This window comes from Candidatus Aquicultor sp., from assembly GCA_036504445.1.
Taxonomy (GTDB): Bacteria; Actinomycetota; Aquicultoria; order Aquicultorales; family Aquicultoraceae; genus DASXVE01.
This window is the reverse complement of sequence record DASXVE010000019.1, coordinates 41,095-59,826: the sequence shown is the minus strand read 5'-3', so window position 1 is coordinate 59,826 and position 18,732 is coordinate 41,095. Positions and strand designations below refer to the sequence as shown.

Below are 18,732 nucleotides of genomic sequence, written 5' to 3'. Positions count from 1 at the left end.
GGAGGAGAATATATATGCGTGAGAGCATCTGGCGCAAGACGATGAACTACTTCAAACTAACAGAGGAAGAACCAATCGAAAGCACTTTTGAAGATCTGGACGACTACGACAGCTACGAGGATTTTGACCAGGCGCCGACCGTGCGTAAAATCACGCGGTACCCCGATCTCGATAGGGCGCACAAAAGCAGCACGGCATCTTTGCGGTCTATCGCCCCACCACCGCAAGTAAAAGTGCATATCGTTGAACCTTCGAATTTTAACGATTGCCAACAGATTGCGGATAAGTTCAAAACGGATATCCCGGTTATTATCAATCTTCAGCGAAGCGACGCCGATTTGGCGAAGCGACTCATCGATTTTGCAAGCGGGTTGACCTATGGTCTTAACGGCGGCATGCAGAAAATCGCAGAGAAAGTATTTCTGCTCACGCCGAGTAACGTTGAAGTATCGGCGGAAGAACGTCGTCGTTTGCAGGAAAAAGGGTTTTTTAATCAGTTCTAGGAGGCTTTGTTGCTAGCAAGAAAAACGCTCGCTGTTATCGGGGCCGGTCAAATGGGCGAAGCATTATTTCGCGGTTTCTTGGCAGCCGGTATTGTACAACCCGAGCAAATTCTCCTAAGCGATGTAAATATTGAGCGCTTAGAGGCGCTCAAATCCGAATATCACGTCAATATTACGACTGATAATCGAGCGGCGATCGAGCGCGCCGATATAGTTTTGCTAGCTGTAAAACCGCAGCAGATTGTGGCAATGTTAACCGAAACGCGAAGCGCGTTTACTGAAGATAAGCTTGTGGTATCAATTGCAGCAGGCGTACCAACCGAAAAGATACAAGATCTCATTGGGAAAGCATTGCCGGTTATCAGAGTTATGCCGAACACGCCGGCCTTGGTTTCAATGGGAATGTCGGCCGTCAGCCGCGGAAAATATGCAGGCGATGAGGCTGTGGAAATAGCATTACAATTGTTCAAAGCGGTCGGTGAAGCGATTGAGCTTCCTGAAAATTTGCAGAATCAAGTTACTGCGGTAAGCGGCTCCGGCCCGGCGTATGTTTTCTTGATGGCGGAAGCGCTAATAGCTGCCGGTGTCAGGGCGGGGCTTGAACCGGATGCGGCACGTACCCTCGTTGTGCAAACAATAGCGGGCTCGGCGGAACTCTTGAAAAAAACCGGGGAGGAAGTCGGCGTATTGCGGGAGAGGGTAACGTCCCCAGGTGGAACCACCGCAGCCGCTTTGCAGGTATTTTCTAATCACGAATTTAATATTATAGTACAAGAAGCAGTGGATGCTGCAATAAAACGGGCTGAGGAATTGGCCTAAATGGAGGAAGAATTACGTGCCGCTCGCATCAGGGATTGCCTTGTTAATCCAAATACTGAATATTGTGTTCCAGCTGCTCACAATATTCATCTTAATTAGAGTCGTGCTATCGTTCATAACGATTCCGTCAAACAACGTTACGCGACCGATACTAAATTTTATCTTCGATGTAACCGAGCCGATAATGCGGCTCGTTAGAAACATAATTCCGCCGATCATGGTCGGTGGAGTAGGTTTGGATCTATCGCCGATATTTGCGATTATCTTGTTGAACATTATCCAGATAATTATAGTTTCTGTGTTAAGGCTCTTTGTTTAGTCAAAGCAACAATCGTATTAGTTGAAGAGGAGGACGTAGATGAAGTTAACGCCGCTAGACATCCACCACAAAGAGTTCCACAGGTCAATTCGTGGATACAATGAAGAAGAAGTGGATAGGTTCCTGGACGAGGTTGCCGAGGAGTTTGAACACCTCTTCAAGGAGAACATTGAGATCAAAGAGCAAATTGAGAAATCAAGGCAGGATCTCGAGGGCTATTCAGGTATGGAAAAAACGCTTCAAAATACCTTGTTTTCGGCACAGAAATCGGCTGAAGAGATTGTGTCTCACGCAAAGAAGGAATCAGAGCTTATAATGCGTGACTCGGAACTCAAGAGCAAAGAGATCATTCAAGAGGCATACGATCTGAAGCGTAAATATGAATCGACGCTTACGCACTTAAAACAAGCCGAGGAAGAATTCCGCAGCAAGTTTAAGTCGATGCTTGAATCATATATGAGAATAGCTGACAGCACTGCGGCACTGGCCGATATTGGCAGCAATATCATCGGCATTAATGATATCCCGTCCCTTGAGCTGGAGAAGAAAGCTTCAGTAGACCAGGGGCTGCCACAAAATGGTGAAACGCAACACGTTGCTGATATCGAATTTGATTTGGAACCAAAGCTGGCACCGAATACGTATAGCGGCGAAACATATATGCCGGATGACCTCGAGTCGTTGACAGGATTTGAAGAGGCTTTTAAGCCATCAAACAAAAAAGCGGTCGGCGATGATATAGATCTAGATAAGCCAGATAATTTCGATATCGATAACCTGGCATTTTAGTCAGACTATTTATACCTGGCAGCTAGCGATATAGGTATTATCTATCCGTCGTAAACCGTAACCGGCAGGGGATTGCTGGTCGCTGATCGAATATGTGACAAGCAAAATATGCAAGTCGTTGATTGCCGATAGGGGAACGTGGACGAAAATAGCACGTATGCGACCGACTATAGCGACGGGACGCTCTTGAATGTGTGGATACAGCCGAGAGCGTCAAGGTCCGCTATTGTCGGCGTACATGGGGATAGCATAAAGATTGCCGTACAAGCTCCTCCCGCTGAAGGTAGAGCGAATGAGGAGTGTATTGCGCTGCTTTCTAATATTTTATCTTTGCCTAAACGCGAACTTACGATAAAATCAGGTCAGCAGAGTAGACATAAGACTGTTTTCATCAAAGGAGTTGCTCCCGAGATGGTGATAGCTGCAATTGAGAACGCGCTAAAGAAAGCATAACGCGTAGTGGGGATTTATAGGTGTCTAAAGTAATGAGTAGCACTGTTATTGATGACAGCTTAAAAGCATTTGTTCGCTCGTACGTCAATTCGCTCGTAGCATGGGCGGTTATAGTTTTTTATCATCAGAACCCGGGTGTTCGGGATAGAATTGAAGATCTTGCACGTCACTTAGGGCGTCGCGAGGAAGACGTAGAGCGCGCTGTCGAGTTTCTCACCGCCAGCGCGCTGTTGGAGAAGAACAGTGATGGTGAGGAAACAGTTTTCAGCTATCGTCCCGAGCCGGCGCTGAAGAATCAAGTCAATCTATTTGTAAATGCGCTGGATATCCGAGATCTCAGGTTATGGATTCTCTCAGAGGTTCTCGGGAAATAAATAATAAGAAATAATATTTAGAACATGCCGAATATTAAATTAGATATCTTAAAATATGCTAGACATTGAACCTATAATTGATCTATTAATTATTATGTAATATGGGTCCTTTCTCGTGTAGCTCGAGAGAGGGCTCTTTTAATGATAGAATTGGAATAATTTACAACGAGCTTAGGGGTGATTGATATAATGAGCGAGCAGCCCAAACAAGATTACAAAACAACTTTGAATCTGCCGCAAACCGACTTTCCTATGAGGGCGGGTTTACCGCAGAGGGAGCCGGAAACACTCAAGCACTGGAGTGATACGCACCTCTATGGAGAAATCCGCAAAAAATCCGCAGGAAAACCAAAATTTATTCTGCATGACGGGCCGCCGTACGCGAACGGCAACATTCACGCCGGTACGGCGATGAATAAAATTCTTAAAGACATAATCGTCAAATATAAGACTATGGCGGGGTTTGATAGCCCTTACGTACCGGGTTGGGATTGTCACGGCCAGCCGATCGAGCACAATGTTGAGAAACAGCTGGGCGAAAAAGCAAAAACGATATCACGTGCTGATTTCCGCACGCTCTGCAAGGAATATGCGATGGGCTTTGTTGATAAGCAGAGGTCACAGTTCATGCGGCTTGGCGTAACCGGCGATTGGTTTGACCCGTATCTGACATTGCGGCACGAGTATGAAGCTGCAAATGTAAAAATATTCGGCGAGCTGTACGAGTGCGGCCTTATCTATAAGCGTCGTAAACCGATTCACTGGTGTATTCACGACCATACTGCGCTCGCAGAAGCGGAGATCGAGTACAAAGAGGAATCTTCCCCGTCAATTTATGTAAAATTTCCGTTAAAGAGCGAGTTTGCCCCCATAGCAGCCCATAGCGAGCCAAAATTCGTGGTGATTTGGACCACCACACCGTGGACCCTGCCGGCGAACGTCGCCGTCGCGGTTCATCCGGATGCTTCATATACCGCGGTAAAAACAGCGGGACAGATTCTGATTTTTACTGAAGCACGCCTTGATGAGGTAGCAGCGGAGATCGGTATCGGCGAATATGAGATCGTTGCACGTTTCAAGGGCTCGGATATGGAGTTCTTGAAATACGAACACCCGCTCTTTCCTGAGAAAGAGGGCGTTGTTGTTCTTGCTGATTACGTTGGTTTGGATACAGGTACCGGCGCGGTTCACACGGCGCCCGGCCACGGCCAGGAAGACTATCTGACCGGCTTAAGATATGATTTACCGGCGCCGATGTCGGTTGACGGCAACGGTATGTTTACAAAAGAAGCAGGGCAATGGGCCGGTATGTCGATTTACGATGCCAATCCCAAGATATTAGATTTCTTGCGTGAAAAGGGATTATTAGCATATTCAACTTCAATTGCGCACGCCTATCCGTGCTGTTGGCGCTGCAAGAACCCGGTTATCTTCAGGGCGACAGAGCAGTGGTTCGTCTCGATGGATATCAATAATCTGCGCGGTGAAGCGCTGAAAGCGATCAATAACGTTAAGTGGATACCGGATTGGAGCGTACGGCGCATCAACGGCATGGTTGAGACCAGACCCGACTGGTGTATTTCGCGCCAGCGCGCATGGGGCGTGCCGATTCCGGCGTTTTACTGTGGCGATTGCCAGGAAGCTGTCGTCAATAAAACAACAATTAATGCGGTTATCGACCTCTTTATGAACGAAGGCGCGGATGCCTGGTTTACGAAGAGTGCGGAGGAAATCTTGCCGCAAGGCTTTGCGTGCCCGCATTGCGGCGGCATGACGCTCACTAAAGAGACCGATATTCTCGATGTCTGGTTTGAGTCCGGCGTAAGTCACGAGGCTGTTCTTAAGGTGTGGCCCGATTTGCGGTGGCCGGCAGATCTGTATCTGGAGGGCAGCGATCAGCATCGCGGCTGGTTCCAGTCGTCGCTTATGACGTCGACTGGCGTATACGATAGAGCCCCGTTTGATTCGGTTCTAACACACGGGTTCGTTGTTGATGGCGACGGTCGCAAAATGAGCAAATCGCTCGGAAATACCGTCGATCCGCTTGATGTCATCAAGCAGTCGGGCGCAGATATTTTGCGTCTCTGGGTCGCATCCAGCGACTATAGCGTTGACGTTGCGATCTCGCCTGATATCTTAAAGCACGTCGGTGAAGCGTATAGAAGAATCAGGAATACATTCAGGTTCCTGCTCGGAAACCTGTATGATTTTAAGCCCGGCATTGATACGGTCGAATATGACGAGATGCTTGAGGTCGATAAATGGGCTCTTCATGAGATGACGGCATTGCTAAAAACGGTAACGACCAACTTTGATGATTATCGCTATCACGCGATGTACCATACGGTCTACAATTTCTTTACGAATGAGTTGAGCTCGCTCTATCTCGATATATTAAAAGACAGATTGTATGCGTCGGCGCCAAACTCGGTTGAACGTAAAGCCGCTCAAACCGTAATGTTTGAGATACTGGTGACCTTTACGAAAATGCTTGCACCGGTTCTCGCGTTCACGTGTGAAGAGATCTGGGGCTATATCCCGGAAAGCGCGCGCGATGTTGCAAGCGTCCATTTAAGTGATTGGCCGGTTGCAAATGAGAGCTACCTCAATCCGGAGCTCGATGGAACGTGGAATAAGATCCTCAAAATCAGAGGCGAAGTAGCAAAGGCGTTGGAAGAGGCCCGAAATGCGAAGGCCATTGGCAGCCCGCTCGAAGCCCAAGTTGAGCTTTATGTGGATGGTGCGACCAGGGAATTCTTGGACCGTTACGCACACGGCCATTACGGGGATGCGCTTGCCCAGGTCATGATCGTGTCCAATGTGGTATTACTACCGTATTTTGAGGCTCCGGCGGATGCGTTCAAGAGCGAACTCATCCCGAACCTCGCGGTAAAAGTCTCGGCGGCACCGGGCGTAAAGTGCGAGCGTTGCTGGCGTTATGAAGAGACGGTCGGCGAGGAGGCGGATCACCCGAGCTTATGCGCGCGCTGCGCCGCAGTCATGGTGCACGTTTGATAGTAAACCACCGTCGACGGGTATATAAAATTACCTTATAAATTGTTGCATTAGCAATAAATTGTCGTTGCATTAGCAATGGGTTGTTGTGGGACAGGGCTCTCGTATAGGACAACGGTTAAGGAATTGCGGTTAAGGGGGAAGTCCCGTGGACGAGAAAGAGCTCAACAAGTTCAGGGAGTGGCTGTTAGCAGAAAAAAAGCGTCTTGAGAGCGAGCAGAAGTACGTTGATAGCACAATGGACCAGAGCCAAAGCGAGTGGATCAATGACGAGATGATCCAGAATCATCTCGCTGATATAGGCACCGAGACGTTCATGCGCGAAAAGGATCTTTCGCTATCGCTAAACGTAAACGACCTGATCGTAAAAGTAAATGAGGCCTTGAAGCGTATCGAAGACGTTACATACGGTTTCTGCAGGGTATGCGGTCGTCCAATCGAAAGGGAACGTCTCGAAGCGATCCCATATACGGATTTGTGTATTGAGGACAAAAAAAACGAGGAGCGAAGCTGGTAGTCTAGCTTCAATTCGAGGCTACAAGGAGTTCACGCGCTGAGACACTAAAAGCCTAATAATATATAAAGCTTGCGCCAAATTAAGTGCAAGCTTTACTATGTATAGGGCACACATAACGACTATTGCCGTGTGAGATGTTTATATGTAATGATTTCAGCAGCTCCGACAATTATCGTGTCAACCGGTTTTAGAGAGGTGCACCGGTGTTTCTAGCTATCATAGCATTGGTTGTTATAGTACTCGACCAGGCAACTAAAGTTTTCATTCGCTTATCCATGGCGTCAGGAGATTCCATTCCCGTAATACCGGGAGTGTTGCACATCACGTATGTAAAGAATCCCGGTGCTGCATTCGGCATGCTGCCAAACCATCAATTCATATTTCTGATTGTGAGCGTCCTGGTTATTATGATCACGCTTTCGTATTACTGGTTTGCGCGACCGGTTGACAAGCTTTCCAAGGTATCATTTGGCCTTGTGCTGGGTGGCGCTTTTGGTAATCTTATAGACAGGGTGTATCTCGGTAAAGTCACCGATTTTATCGATTTTCGGATATGGCCGGTGTTTAACGTGGCTGATTCGGCGATTGTTATCGGTATCGGCCTGGTAATTCTCATGCTGCTCAGCAGCGCACGAAAGGAAGTTGTCCAAGCAAAACAGCCGAGTTCATAGAATACGCATTAATAGAAGGATGATTATTTGTGCTACCAGTACTTTTTAAAATAGGACCGCTAACAATTCACACCTACGGCGTGGCGATGGCAATCGCATTCTTGGTTGCGGTAATTCTTATTCGAAGTGAAGCCAAGCGGAAAGGGTTTAACCCGGATATTGCCTACGATATCGTTTTGTTCGCGATGATCGGCGGTATTCTCGGCGCGAGAATCGTCTATGTTATTGATTTTTGGTCTGAATTTGCGAGCAACGTTGCCCAAATATTTGCAATCTGGCAGGGCGGCCTTGTATTTTACGGCGGCTTAATCGGCGGCGCCCTCGCTGTTGTGGGGTACGTTAAGCTGCGCAAACTTCCCGTTGGAAAAATTGCCGACATGGTTGCCCCGTCATTGGCGCTCGGTTCGGCAATCGGCAGGCTTGGTTGCTTCGCCAATGGATGTTGTTACGGCAAAGAAACAACGTTGCCCTGGGGCGTTACTTTTAATAATGCGGAATCCTTCGCCCGCCCGCTCGGTATACCGCTTCAACCGACACAGCTCTATGAGTTTGCATATAATATCGTAACTCTGGGCGTTCTGCTGTGGCTGAGGCCGCGAATAAAAAGCGACGGAATGCTATTTTGGGTATTCATTACGCTCTATGGCTTGTTCAGATTTATTGTTGAATTCTTCCGCGCGAACCCTGCGTTTTTGTTAGGGATGAGCGCTTCGCAGGCCTTTAGCATCGTGATGTTTATATCCGGTATTACGGTTATCTTTGGATACTACCTGAGGCAAGGTCAACTCGAGATTAAACGGGCAAACAAGTAGATGCGCGAAGAAGACAACGAGATACTTAGTGATGACAAGGAGATGTTTGAGTTCTCCCTGCTTGTCGGTGCCGATGACGCCGGTGAGCGGTTAGATGTCTTTCTCTCGAAAAACCCGGATATAACATCACGAAGTTTTGCGCAAACTCTCATCGACCGGGGGTTAGTGCTGGTCGACGGTAAACATTTAGCAAAGAATTACCGTGTGCAAAACGGCCAAATAATCGATGTAACGATTCCGCCGCCGGAGCTAACCGAAATCCAACCTGAGAATATCCCGCTCGATATTAAATATGAAGATAACGATCTAATTGTGTTGTCGAAGCCGGCCGGAATGGTCGTACATCCGGCGCACGGTCATTCAAGCGGGACGCTGGTAAACGCGCTGCTCGCACATGCTGAAAACCTATCAGGAATCGGCGGAGTGACGCGCCCGGGCATAATCCACCGGCTCGACAAAGATACATCCGGGCTGATGATCGTCGCAAAAAACGACCAAGCTCATCAGGCATTAAGCAAAGAGCTCAAAGACCGCGAAATCAAGCGGACCTATCTTACGCTGGTGCACGGTCGCTTTAAGGAGATCGAGGGTACGGTCGATGCCCCGATAGGTAGAAGCCCACGTTTTCGGCAGAAGATGTCAGTTATGGGCACAGCCGCACGTGATGCGATCAGCCATTATCGCCTGATCGCGATGTATGATGATTATAGCCTGGCCGAGGTAAGTCTGAAGACGGGGCGGACACATCAGATACGAGTGCACATGAAGTATATCCACCATCCCGTCGTGGGCGATCCCGTATACGGCACGAATGGTTCGAAGCGCGATCTCGGTCTTGCCAGGCAGTTTTTGCACGCGTATCGTCTAGAGTTCACGCATCCGAGAACGGGTGAGCGCATGTGCTTTGAAGACCAACTGCCGGCCGACCTGCAGGGAACACTCGAGCGGCTAAAAAAGATGTATGAAGAAGAACGAATTTAAGGTCGCCCGCCCCTAAATTTGCTGCAAAATATTGACTACCGAACACAATATCACTATCCTAATATTGTTTGTTTAATGAGCTTGCACTAATTAATCGATAATGTCGCGATAATTCTCGAGAATTAGGGCAGGCTTTTGTTATGCAGCTGCTCGTTTAGCTAAAAAATATATTGAGGAAAAAAATATTTAGCGTTATTATAGATTGGTTGGGTTCAAAAAGGTCAGGCCCTTCTAGGAGGTCAGTTGGAAAAAAGGGATTTATTAAAACACCCTATACAGCACCTCGATCTGAGTAAGATCGAAGGATTAGACCAGCTACTTCGGGGATTCGAAGCGACATCGTATCAGAGCCGCAATCTTGCTAAAGCAAGAAACGTGCTTGACACAATGGTTAAGGACGAAAAGGCTACAATATTCCTCGGCATAGCTGGTGCTATTGTTCCTGGGGGCTTACGAAAAGTCGTCAGGGACATGATTAAGAACCACATGATCGATGCGCTTGTTTCAACAGGCGCGAACCTAACGCATGACATCATCGAAGCGCTGGGCTTCCATCATTATATCGGATCCTCCCACGCAAACGATGGAGTTCTAGAGGGCCTCAAAATCGATCGCATTTACGATACATATATCAGCAATGACGATTTTGAGAGCGTCGAGTTTGCTATAGCAGACATGGCTTCTGAGCTGGAGCCCCGTGCGTATTCGTCGCGCGAGTTTCTAGCATATCTCGGCTCAAGGATCGAAGATCCGAACTCAATCCTTCGAGCTGCCTATGAGGAAGATGTTCCTGCGTTTTGTCCGGCGTTGTGCGACAGTGCGATCGGTATCGCACTTACACACCTGTACGCACAGAGCGAGAACAACGGGAGAGGTCCGGGAAATCTTATTATCGACCAGATACGAGACAACTATGAGATCGCTCAGATTAAACTAAAGGCCGAGGAAACAGGGGCAATTTACGTTGGAGGCGGCGTGCCCAAGAATTATATTCAACAGCTTGAGCCAATGCTTGACACAATGGGCTATCGAAAGATCCCCGGCCACAAATATGCCATACAAATTACTACGGATGATCCGAAATGGGGTGGTCTAAGCGGTTGCACTTTCGAGGAAGCGCAATCTTGGGGCAAGATAACCAAAGATGCCCAAATTGCAACCGTGTACTTAGATGCGACTATCGGATTGCCGCTCATTATAGGTGCGTTTATGCAATCCAATAAGGATTTCAATAGGAAAAGAAACTTTAGTTGGGTTGGAAATCAACTAGAAAGGATTGAGAGATGAACAAGGGTAATCACTTAATTGTGGACGTCCACAACCAGGCGTTTGACCTGCTTGTGGACGACAAGAAGCTACTTCAGACCATCGTTAACGCGGCGAATGAAGTTGGTGCGAACATCATTAACCAGTCCAGGTACCATTTTGGACACAACTCATCGCCGGGTTGCACGGCATTTATCATGCTCGACGAGAGCCATGTTTCCGTGCATACCTATGCCGATGACGGCAAGATGGCCCTTGATGTGTTTACCTGTGGAGCTACGAGTTGCGATAAGATACTCGAATCGATTTGCAGGCAGCTCGGTATCAAGAAAGAGGATGTAGAAGCTAAGCACATTCCTCGGTTCTAAGAAATGTAAACCGACACAAGGCGGATTTTATGTTACTCAATTAATCTCCCCGTTCTTCGAAATTTCGAAGGCGGGGAGAACCCATTTCCAGTGGTAACATTTCTCATGCGGCTCCTGCCGTCTAAATGCATCCGATCGTCGTGCAATATGCTGCCAAGCCTATCTTTGGCTTGCAAAACAACGCTTAACACTTACAATTAATGTGGTAGATAATACTATGCCTGTTCTGGCATGCAATAATATTTCCGGAGGTATGGATGTACGCGTCGTTACCCTTTAATTTTCTTGGAATAGATGAAAACAGCTCATTTGATGAGGCGGATGTCGTCATAGTGCCCGTGCCGTATGACGCAACCACAACGTATAAAGCGGGGACAAGGGAAGGCCCACTCGCTATAATCAATGCCTCTCGTCAGGTTGAGCTCTACGATATGGAGTTCGAGACCGAAATCTACAAAAAAGTCGGCATACACACGATGAACGAGCTTTTACCCAACATGGCAGGGCCGAAAGAACAGATCAAGGATGTTAAACAGGCTGTTCTTAACGTTGTCGAGGGAAATAAATTTCCGGTAATGATCGGGGGAGAGCACTCGATCACGCTCGGAGCCGTGCAGGCGTTACGCGAGCGTTATCCTGATATTACCGTGCTGCAGCTAGACGCCCACACCGACCTCCGTGATACCTACGAGGAAACAAAATATAGTCACGCTTGCGTTATGCGGCGCATTTACGACGAGGGAATTAGTTTCGCCCAACTTGGCGTACGCAACAGTAGTGCGGAGGAAGCCGCATTTATAAAAGAGAAAAATATATTTTCTGTATCCGCCCCGCAGTACAAGTTTGGCTATTACGGCGTTGAAGACATTGTTGACGCCCTGGGCGATACCGTGTACATAACAATCGACATGGACGTTTTCGATCCGTCGGAGGTTCCGGCGGTAGGCACACCGGAACCGGGCGGGATTACCTGGTATGAGCTGCTTAGAATAATCGACGAGATAACATTCCATAAAAAGGTCGTCGGATTTGACGTGGTAGAGCTTGCACCGATTTCTGGAAACCCTGCGAGCGACTTCTTTGCTGCAAAGCTTATCTATAAACTAATCGGATACTGCTTCAGAGATAAGATTCGCGGATACACCGGTCCCGAAATTGAGATTATTGAGTAAACCGGTACTTATTATAACCATCATCCGTAAAGTTCAGGCGTCGTGTTGCCTCGTCCTTAGGTAAATCTTTAGGGTTGATGTATATCGACCTTCTTTACAGTTGCGTCCGATTCCGCGTTAGAACCGAGATTAGGCTCAACGATATTACCGGTTAAAGCGTTAACGCGCACGTCATGGTTATTGACGCGAATATACCAGTATGGGCTCAGCTCATTCTTCGGAACGCTGGAGCGCCATGGAAACTCGAGCGATTGCGAGTTATAGTACCGTAGTTGTACTCGGCTTACCACGATACCTTCACGGGAGTTGATGCCTGGCGTAAGATATTTCACAGCTGCATCAACTGCTTTTCGTGGGTTAATAATGGGTTTTGGCGGGCTTATAGCTTCGAATTTGTGCCACGTGCGAGAATAGCTGGTAACGCCCACCTCATCAAGGGTTACCGCGATACTGTCGAGATAAACAGGAATACCCTGGTAGCGCTGGCTATAGCTGACCGAGTATCCATATATGCTGTTGATAGGATAAACCCGCTTACCCTGTTCCTTAACTATAACACCGCTTTCGATTGATACAGCGTGTCGAACGGCGTCTGCCGGCATGCCTCCGTGCGCGTTTATATACGCATCGGCTTTCACAATAGCTTCCGTCTCAGATATCGACTCCCTAACAAATATGACCTTTGGCTGTGGTTCAGGTCCTTTCGGTATTAGACCGTATGAATGATACTCCGTTGGGTTAGAGAAAGAGATATTCGGCGTGAGGAAATTATCAGGAACTTGTCTGATAACCAGCGTGCCCGTTTCTTCGCCCTGCAAGTCCCAAGCCTTTTGTCCCGCGTCGGCGGCTATCTGGTTTGCTACATAGAGGCCGTATAAGTTTCTGCTAAACGACCAGCTTACATCAGTTGATACTGCTTGTGATGTCGTAATACTGCTCGGCTTAAACCACCCGATGACCTCTTTTTCAGAAAATTGCTCGGTTTTCGCAGTAAGAAGAGGGAGCGTTTTGAGATACGTGATTTTTCTTGGAGTGCAACGTGCCTGATAATCACCCACAAATATCGTTCTGGGAAGTACCACGTTTACGGTTAATGACTTTGCTGAGGAGTTATTATTTGCTTTTTCACACGCTGAGAGCAATATCGAAAGTAAAAAGATTGACAGAAGGCAGGTCAGAGTGGCCGAAAAACGTTTCATAAATGCTCCTTAACAGCTTATTCCTGCTAATACCGGCTGGGTGGATACTTGTAGGTGGTATTTATGAAGATGGTGACAAATTTACTCGTCAGCCGGTTCATCTTTAATATAAAGGACGTAGCCGATTTCTTCGACTTCTTTGGCGGTGGCGATAAGTTTTCTCAGCTCATCCTCGGAAGCCGAGTCTTCCAGCAGTTGTTTCAACAGCGCGCCGTTAACGTCTAGCACCTTTTCCCATAAGCCGCGAGGCTCAAGAAGCGCCCGCAATTTGTCTATATTATAGTGAGTGGTTTTGCGAGCGCTGCGCGAAAGTTGCCCGTGTGTGCCGCGTATTGAGGCTAGCTTGTTTTTCTCGCAGTACTCATGAATGACCGGCTGAAGCTCGTTAAGCCTGGTGCGGGCCGCTTCAATCGTGTTAACCAGGTCAAAATACTCATCGACAACGCGCTCGATTTGAGTTGCGCTCTTCTTAAGTTCGGTTATCATTGCGCTTGTCGCCGGTTGGTTTTGGATAGAGCTTTGCTCTTTGCGGGCTGCAAGTCCGGCGAGCTTACCGTTTGCAGCAGCTTTGGCCATGATTACGGGATCGTTTTTGTGCATAGGGCACAGCTCGATGAAATCACACCACGGACAAAGCGGGTTCCCGAGCGGCTCAAATAAGCCGTGTTCGGTATCGCGTTTAATACCGTCGGCGACTTTGTAGATCGTATCTTTTGCCCTGTCTATATCAGTCTTCGTCTTACTGGCGCTCATCTTTTCGCCCGGCACGAGAAAGTACAGCGTAACTTGTTTCGGTGCAATCCCGTACATATCTTCGACCGCCATATGGTAGATGGGAAGCTGTAGGTCGGTTTTAATTTTTGTGCGAGGCGGCAGTTTGCCGTTGGTTTTGTAATCGATGATTTCAAAGCCGCCATCGGGTCGGCGGTCGATACGGTCGATTATACCTGAGAGCGTAAGATCGTTGCCGAGCGAGATCGCAAATCGTTGTTCAACGGCCACCGGTTTAGCAAACGCTGCAACATTTGCCTCGTAAAACTTGGTAAGGATAGCGCGGCCTTTATCTTTATATTCTTGCTGATGCGCAAGGCTTTCGTATCCTTCACTCAGCCAGACGTTATCGAGTTCCCGTAAAAGTCGCTCGAGGCTGTACGGCTCGGCTCCCTCGATCACGGAGTAGAAGAACTCAAGCGCCGCATGCACGCTGCTTCCAAAACTCAAATGATGCGACGGTTTTGTCGGAATTCTCTCGATATATTGGAATTTGTAGGAGAGAGGGCATTTCTGATATGTTGAGATTGCCGAGTAACTGAGTCTCATGTCCGCTCCAATTGGTTGCTCTGCACTGGGAAAACAATGCCTGACTGACCTAGTTTACCGAAGCGTAACAACAGGGTCAAGGAGGTAAGAGACAATGGCGAGCCATAATGGCGCCGGTTTTATGATTAAAAATATCGCAGTTATTATTACGCTAGGGCTTGCCATACTTGCCAGTAGCGCTGGTAGCGCTGTTGCCATTACATCGCAGAGAGATTGGACCTCGCTGCAAACGCCTCATTTTATAATTTTTGCGACCAAACGTGCCAATATGCGAAGTATCGGGCAAACTGCAGAATCTATCTATATAGATATGGCCGGGCGCTACCATTTCGAACAGCAACAAAAAATAAAACTTTACGTCTACACGGACCGTGCCGCTTTTTTAAGCGATAGCCCCTCTGATAATGCCGCTGGATACGCGGCTCCTGGGCAGAACCTGGTTTCAATCTTAAATGGCGTCGGCAACGCAACTATTACGTTAACCCATGAAATCAACCATATCATCTTTATGCGCAGCGTTCCGAGAATCGACACCGTGCCCGAATGGTTTATCGAAGGGCTTGCGACGTATGAATCTCAACCCGGTGTCGATGTCGCCAACCTCGATAGTTATATGTTGACGAGGGATATCCCGCAGTTAGTCGGTAACCATAGCAATAGTGGCTGGGCCGGCTCACAGCAGGATTACGCGCAAGCGTACCAGATGGTCAGTTTTGTCGCCGACAAATTCGGCCGCAATAAACTCTATGGGGCAATCGATAGGATGCAGGCAGGTGAGGATTTTGATACGGCACTGCTTCGCGCGGTAGGGCGCAATCAAAAGCAGCTCAATAGCGATTGGCAGGGCTACGCGCGCAAGCAGCAAATTACAATCTGGCTGATATGGCTTCAAGATATCGGATGGTACGTCATGGGTGTTCTGGTCCTGCTGCTTGCAATTTGGGCCCCTATACGCAAGCACCTGCATTTACGCCGGATGGAAGAAGACGAAGTGCCGGAAAGCCTGGAAGAAATTGAAGCACGGATTTCTGAAGAGGCGGGTGAGCCTTAGCATTAAGGCTATACGGTCGCATGTAAGGCATGCGGAAATGATATAAAAGTTTGGCAGATCTGCGTGCGAAAATGGTTGCACTGCTTTTGACTTTCTGTTATTGTTATTGAGACCTTTAAATCTAGTCCTGTGAGGCTGGCAAGGATGGCAACAGAATATGTTAAGCTTAAGCGCCCACATGCCTACCTTCTTGCAGCCCGCAGAGAAGGTATTTTTTTGCACCGAAAAAGGGAGCGATAAATGGGCTTTAAAGAAAAAGCACTCGTCATGGACAGCACCGCAATGGAGCGCGCGATCACCAGGATCGCCCATGAAATTTTAGAAAACAACCGTGGGGCGGAAAACCTGGCATTGGTAGGAATCCGCAACCGCGGTATTTTTTTTGCTCGCAGGTTGGCGGAAAAGATCAAACAGATTGAAATGGTCGACATCCCGGTTGGTTCGCTCGATATCAGCATGTACCGCGATGATGTTTCCACCTTCGCAACACCGAAGATTTACAAAACCGAAATCCCGTTTGATGTGCGGGATAAAACCATCATCCTCGTCGACGACGTGCTCTTCACGGGCCGCACGACCAGGGCTTCGCTCGACGCGATTATGGATTACGGCAGGCCGGCAGCGATTCAGCTGGCGGTAATGATCGACCGCGGGCACAGAGAGGTGCCGATTCGCGCGGATTATGTCGGCAAAAATATTCCGACGGCTCGCAAAGAACGCGTACAAGTCAACGTGTCGGAAATTGATAATAAAGACTCAGTCGTTATCGGTGAGGAAGAGTAAGGGGTTCACGTGGGATTACGTCATAAAGATCTAGTGAGCATAAACCAGCTTACAAGCGATGAGATTTCGCTCATCCTTGATATGGCCGATTCGTTCAGAGAGGTTTCCGCGCGTCCGATTAAAAAAGTTCCAACACTTCGCGGGCGCACGGTGATTAATCTCTTCTTCGAGCCGAGCACGCGCACGCGCACATCATTCGAGCTTGCTGCAAAACGCCTGAGTGCCGACGCGGTCAATATTTCGAAAAGCTCTAGCGCGGTCGTAAAAGGCGAGAGCATAAAGGATACAGCTCAGACCTTGCAGGCGATGGCGGCGGATCTAGTGGTTATCAGGCACGCGGCATCCGGCTCGGCCGAGCTTTTGGCGAAGCACATGGATTGCAGCGTGGTAAACGGCGGCGACGGCTGGCACGAGCATCCTACCCAGGCGCTTCTCGATCTCTTTACGATACGGCAGGAGTTCGGGACGCTGCAGGGGCTAAAAGTTGCTATTGTCGGCGACATCGCGCACAGTCGTGTGGCCAGGTCGAATATTCTGGCGCTTACAAAAATGGGCGCTAAGGTGATTGTTGTCGGCCCGCCGACTTTGATCCCGAAAGACATCGAAGAGCTCGGTGTGCAAGTATCACACGATTTGGACTCGGTTATCCCGGAGATCGACGTTTTATATCTTCTACGAATACAGCTCGAACGTCAAGGAGAGCCGCTTTTCCCGTCCTTAAGTGAATACGCGACGCTCTTTGGGGTCGATAAACGGCGATTGCTGATGGCAAAACCCGATCTTATAGTGATGCATCCCGGGCCGATAAACCGGGGTGTCGAGATAGCGCCCGAGATTGCGGATATGCCGCAATCGGTGATAACAAACCAGGTAACAAATGGTGTTGCGGTGCGGATGGCCGTGTTGTACTTGCTGATAGGTGGTGGCGCTCAGGATGAGTAAATATCTTATAAAAAGTGGCCGGGTAATCGACCCGGCGAACAACAGAGACGATGTGCTCGACATTCTTATCGAGGACGGCATAGTTACCGCGGTCGATAAAAACATCACGGCGGTTGCCGAAGAAATCGATGCCGGCGGCAAAGTTGTTGCACCGGGTTTGGTGGATATGCACGTTCACCTGCGCGATCCCGGGCGTACCGATGAGGAAACTATAGAAACAGGCCTACGAGCAGCGGTAAAAGGCGGCTTTACGAGCATAGCCTGTATGCCGAACACCGACCCGGTTGCAGACTCGGCCTCGGTTATTGAGTACATAAAGCGCCAGGCTGCAAACGTAGGCTTCGGGAATGTCTACCCGATCGGCGCAATTACGCATGGTCTTGCCGGCGAACGTCTCTCCGAGATGGGCGAGCTCATACAGGCCGGCGTAGTCGGTTTCTCAGATGACGGCAAGTGTGTGATGAACAGCCAGCTCATGAGACGCGCGCTTGAGTACGCCAAGATGTGGGACAAACCGGTGATTTCGCACGCCGAGGAATGTTACCTCGCGCACGGCGGTCAGATTCATGAGGGTTACTGGTCAACAGTGCTAGGCTTAAAGGGTATTCCGGCCGCAGCTGAAGAGGTCATCATCGCACGAGATATCCTGCTCGCCGAGCTAACCGGCGGCAAATTGCATATTGCGCATATTAGCACGGCAGGAAGCGTCGAGCTGGTACGCCGTGCCAAGGAGAAGGGGATTAACGTCACCTGCGAGGCGACGCCGCATCACTTAACGCTGACAGATGAGAACCTGAAAGAATATAACACGAACTTTAAGGTAAACCCGCCACTTCGCACGCAAGCAGATGTTGATGCGCTCCATCAGGGGCTAAAAGATGGTGTAATCGATGCAATTGCCAGCGATCACGCACCGCACGCCAGACATGAGAAGGAAATGGAATTCGATTACGCGCCGTTCGGCATGATCGGCTTAGAGACTACGCTCAGCGTGATACTAACCGACCTTGTTGAAGCAGGAATCCTGAGCCTCGGCGATGCAATCGCTAAGATGAGCATTGGACCTGCGAAGATACTAGGGATCAAAAAGGGAAGTATCGCGACAGGCGCGGTAGCCGAGATTATACTCATAGATACTAAAGCTATACTAGAGGTTAATGCACTAAAATTTGAATCAAAAAGCATTAACACACCGTATGCGAGACGCCAGCTCAAAGGCGTTGTAACGGACGTGTTTAGCGGTGGAAAGCATATTATTAAGGATAGAGTAATAATTGAGGGTTGTGATGAAACCCCAGTTGTTTTTGACGCATACAAAAGCGATCGATAGCGACTGAAACCGAGAGAGAAGCAGGCGCTAGAGGTACGCTGCGCATAA

General features: G+C 48.6%; 20 protein-coding genes. 17 read left to right on the top strand and 3 right to left on the bottom strand.

The genetic code is table 11. From position 1 onward, the window contains the following. The first annotated feature begins 14 nt into the window (after window positions 1-14). Both sepF and proC read left to right on the top strand, forming a co-directional pair. Window positions 15-503, top strand: a complete 489-nt coding sequence (gene sepF, locus VGK02_04705) for a cell division protein SepF (GenBank protein ID HEY3374346.1) — start codon at window positions 15-17, stop codon at window positions 501-503. A 9-nt stretch (window positions 504-512) separates the two neighbouring features. Further along, window positions 513-1,322, top strand: a complete 810-nt coding sequence (gene proC / locus VGK02_04700; protein HEY3374345.1) for a pyrroline-5-carboxylate reductase — start codon at window positions 513-515, stop codon at window positions 1,320-1,322. A 12-nt stretch (window positions 1,323-1,334) separates the two neighbouring features. Here proC and VGK02_04695 read toward each other — a convergent pair whose 3' ends face one another. Next, window positions 1,335-1,598, bottom strand: coding sequence for a hypothetical protein (locus tag VGK02_04695; protein HEY3374344.1), 264 nt, complete (start codon window positions 1,596-1,598; stop codon window positions 1,335-1,337). 82 nt (window positions 1,599-1,680) lie between these two features. On the opposite strand from VGK02_04695, the gene VGK02_04690 reads away from it, so the two are divergent. The 11 genes from VGK02_04690 (at window position 1,681) to speB (ending at window position 12,059) form a co-directional block, all read left to right on the top strand. Further along, on the top strand, window positions 1,681-2,430 hold the full coding sequence (locus VGK02_04690; protein ID HEY3374343.1) for a DivIVA domain-containing protein: 750 nt from the start codon (window positions 1,681-1,683) through the stop codon (window positions 2,428-2,430). Window positions 2,431-2,568: 138 nt separating this feature from the next. Next, window positions 2,569-2,883, top strand: coding sequence for a DUF167 domain-containing protein (locus VGK02_04685; protein HEY3374342.1), 315 nt, complete (start codon window positions 2,569-2,571; stop codon window positions 2,881-2,883). A gap of 32 nt (window positions 2,884-2,915) precedes the next feature. Then, on the top strand, window positions 2,916-3,257 hold the full coding sequence (locus tag VGK02_04680; protein HEY3374341.1) for a hypothetical protein: 342 nt from the start codon (window positions 2,916-2,918) through the stop codon (window positions 3,255-3,257). A 189-nt stretch (window positions 3,258-3,446) separates the two neighbouring features. Continuing rightward, window positions 3,447-6,272, top strand: coding sequence for an isoleucine--tRNA ligase (gene ileS, locus VGK02_04675; protein ID HEY3374340.1), 2,826 nt, complete (start codon window positions 3,447-3,449; stop codon window positions 6,270-6,272). A 148-nt stretch (window positions 6,273-6,420) separates the two neighbouring features. After that, complete coding sequence (locus VGK02_04670; GenBank protein HEY3374339.1) at window positions 6,421-6,789, top strand: TraR/DksA C4-type zinc finger protein; 369 nt, start codon at window positions 6,421-6,423, stop codon at window positions 6,787-6,789. A gap of 203 nt (window positions 6,790-6,992) precedes the next feature. Continuing rightward, window positions 6,993-7,460, top strand: coding sequence for a signal peptidase II (gene lspA / locus VGK02_04665; protein HEY3374338.1), 468 nt, complete (start codon window positions 6,993-6,995; stop codon window positions 7,458-7,460). Between the two features lie 29 nt (window positions 7,461-7,489). Continuing rightward, window positions 7,490-8,272 carry a prolipoprotein diacylglyceryl transferase gene (lgt, locus tag VGK02_04660; GenBank protein ID HEY3374337.1) on the top strand — a complete coding sequence of 261 codons (783 nt, stop codon included), beginning with the start codon at window positions 7,490-7,492 and terminating at the stop codon, window positions 8,270-8,272. Then, the gene (locus VGK02_04655) at window positions 8,273-9,253 is read left to right on the top strand and encodes an RluA family pseudouridine synthase (protein ID HEY3374336.1); all 981 of its coding nucleotides are present in this window, start codon (window positions 8,273-8,275) and stop codon (window positions 9,251-9,253) included. Between the two features lie 243 nt (window positions 9,254-9,496). Beyond that, entirely contained in the window at window positions 9,497-10,540 is a 1,044-nt protein-coding gene (locus tag VGK02_04650) for a deoxyhypusine synthase family protein (protein ID HEY3374335.1), read from the top strand. Continuing rightward, window positions 10,537-10,887: an adenosylmethionine decarboxylase gene (gene speD, locus VGK02_04645; GenBank protein ID HEY3374334.1), complete on the top strand. Its 351-nt coding sequence runs from the start codon at window positions 10,537-10,539 to the stop codon at window positions 10,885-10,887. Before VGK02_04650 ends, speD begins: the two co-directional genes overlap by 4 nt. A 257-nt stretch (window positions 10,888-11,144) precedes the next feature. Beyond that, on the top strand, window positions 11,145-12,059 hold the full coding sequence (speB, locus tag VGK02_04640; GenBank protein ID HEY3374333.1) for an agmatinase: 915 nt from the start codon (window positions 11,145-11,147) through the stop codon (window positions 12,057-12,059). A gap of 68 nt (window positions 12,060-12,127) precedes the next feature. Here speB and VGK02_04635 read toward each other — a convergent pair whose 3' ends face one another. Then, the gene (locus VGK02_04635; GenBank protein ID HEY3374332.1) at window positions 12,128-13,258 is read right to left on the bottom strand and encodes a hypothetical protein; all 1,131 of its coding nucleotides are present in this window, start codon (window positions 13,256-13,258) and stop codon (window positions 12,128-12,130) included. Between the two features lie 81 nt (window positions 13,259-13,339). Beyond that, window positions 13,340-14,578: a PD-(D/E)XK nuclease family protein gene (locus VGK02_04630; GenBank protein HEY3374331.1), complete on the bottom strand. Its 1,239-nt coding sequence runs from the start codon at window positions 14,576-14,578 to the stop codon at window positions 13,340-13,342. Window positions 14,579-14,672: 94 nt separating this feature from the next. Between VGK02_04630 and VGK02_04625 the strand changes: the two genes are divergently transcribed. The 4 genes from VGK02_04625 (at window position 14,673) to VGK02_04610 (ending at window position 18,684) form a co-directional block, all read left to right on the top strand. Further along, window positions 14,673-15,629: a hypothetical protein gene (locus tag VGK02_04625; protein HEY3374330.1), complete on the top strand. Its 957-nt coding sequence runs from the start codon at window positions 14,673-14,675 to the stop codon at window positions 15,627-15,629. Window positions 15,630-15,869: 240 nt separating this feature from the next. Further along, window positions 15,870-16,412, top strand: a complete 543-nt coding sequence (gene pyrR / locus VGK02_04620) for a bifunctional pyr operon transcriptional regulator/uracil phosphoribosyltransferase PyrR (GenBank protein HEY3374329.1) — start codon at window positions 15,870-15,872, stop codon at window positions 16,410-16,412. Between the two features lie 9 nt (window positions 16,413-16,421). Next, entirely contained in the window at window positions 16,422-17,354 is a 933-nt protein-coding gene (locus VGK02_04615) for an aspartate carbamoyltransferase catalytic subunit (protein ID HEY3374328.1), read from the top strand. Then, window positions 17,347-18,684 (top strand): dihydroorotase, encoded by a 1,338-nt coding sequence (locus VGK02_04610; protein HEY3374327.1) that lies wholly within the window; start codon window positions 17,347-17,349, stop codon window positions 18,682-18,684. The genes VGK02_04615 and VGK02_04610 overlap by 8 nt, the downstream gene beginning before the upstream one ends. Window positions 18,685-18,732: the final 48 nt, after the last annotated feature.

Bases quoted from the DNA above. Each gene is read 5' to 3' on its own strand.
- sepF (HEY3374346.1), top strand. From the start codon at position 15: ATGCGTGAGAGCATCTGGCGCAAGACGATGAACTACTTCAAACTAACA.
- VGK02_04695 (HEY3374344.1), bottom strand. From the start codon at position 1,598: ATGTTCAACAAGATAATCGCAAATATCGGCGATAGATCCAAACCTACT.
- VGK02_04690 (HEY3374343.1), top strand. From the start codon at position 1,681: ATGAAGTTAACGCCGCTAGACATCCACCACAAAGAGTTCCACAGGTCA.
- VGK02_04680 (HEY3374341.1), top strand. From the start codon at position 2,916: ATGAGTAGCACTGTTATTGATGACAGCTTAAAAGCATTTGTTCGCTCG.
- ileS (HEY3374340.1), top strand. From the start codon at position 3,447: ATGAGCGAGCAGCCCAAACAAGATTACAAAACAACTTTGAATCTGCCG.
- VGK02_04655 (HEY3374336.1), top strand. From the start codon at position 8,273: ATGCGCGAAGAAGACAACGAGATACTTAGTGATGACAAGGAGATGTTT.
- speD (HEY3374334.1), top strand. From the start codon at position 10,537: ATGAACAAGGGTAATCACTTAATTGTGGACGTCCACAACCAGGCGTTT.
- speB (HEY3374333.1), top strand. From the start codon at position 11,145: ATGTACGCGTCGTTACCCTTTAATTTTCTTGGAATAGATGAAAACAGC.
- VGK02_04635 (HEY3374332.1), bottom strand. From the start codon at position 13,258: ATGAAACGTTTTTCGGCCACTCTGACCTGCCTTCTGTCAATCTTTTTA.
- VGK02_04630 (HEY3374331.1), bottom strand. From the start codon at position 14,578: ATGAGACTCAGTTACTCGGCAATCTCAACATATCAGAAATGCCCTCTC.
- VGK02_04625 (HEY3374330.1), top strand. From the start codon at position 14,673: ATGGCGAGCCATAATGGCGCCGGTTTTATGATTAAAAATATCGCAGTT.
- pyrR (HEY3374329.1), top strand. From the start codon at position 15,870: ATGGGCTTTAAAGAAAAAGCACTCGTCATGGACAGCACCGCAATGGAG.
- VGK02_04610 (HEY3374327.1), top strand. From the start codon at position 17,347: ATGAGTAAATATCTTATAAAAAGTGGCCGGGTAATCGACCCGGCGAAC.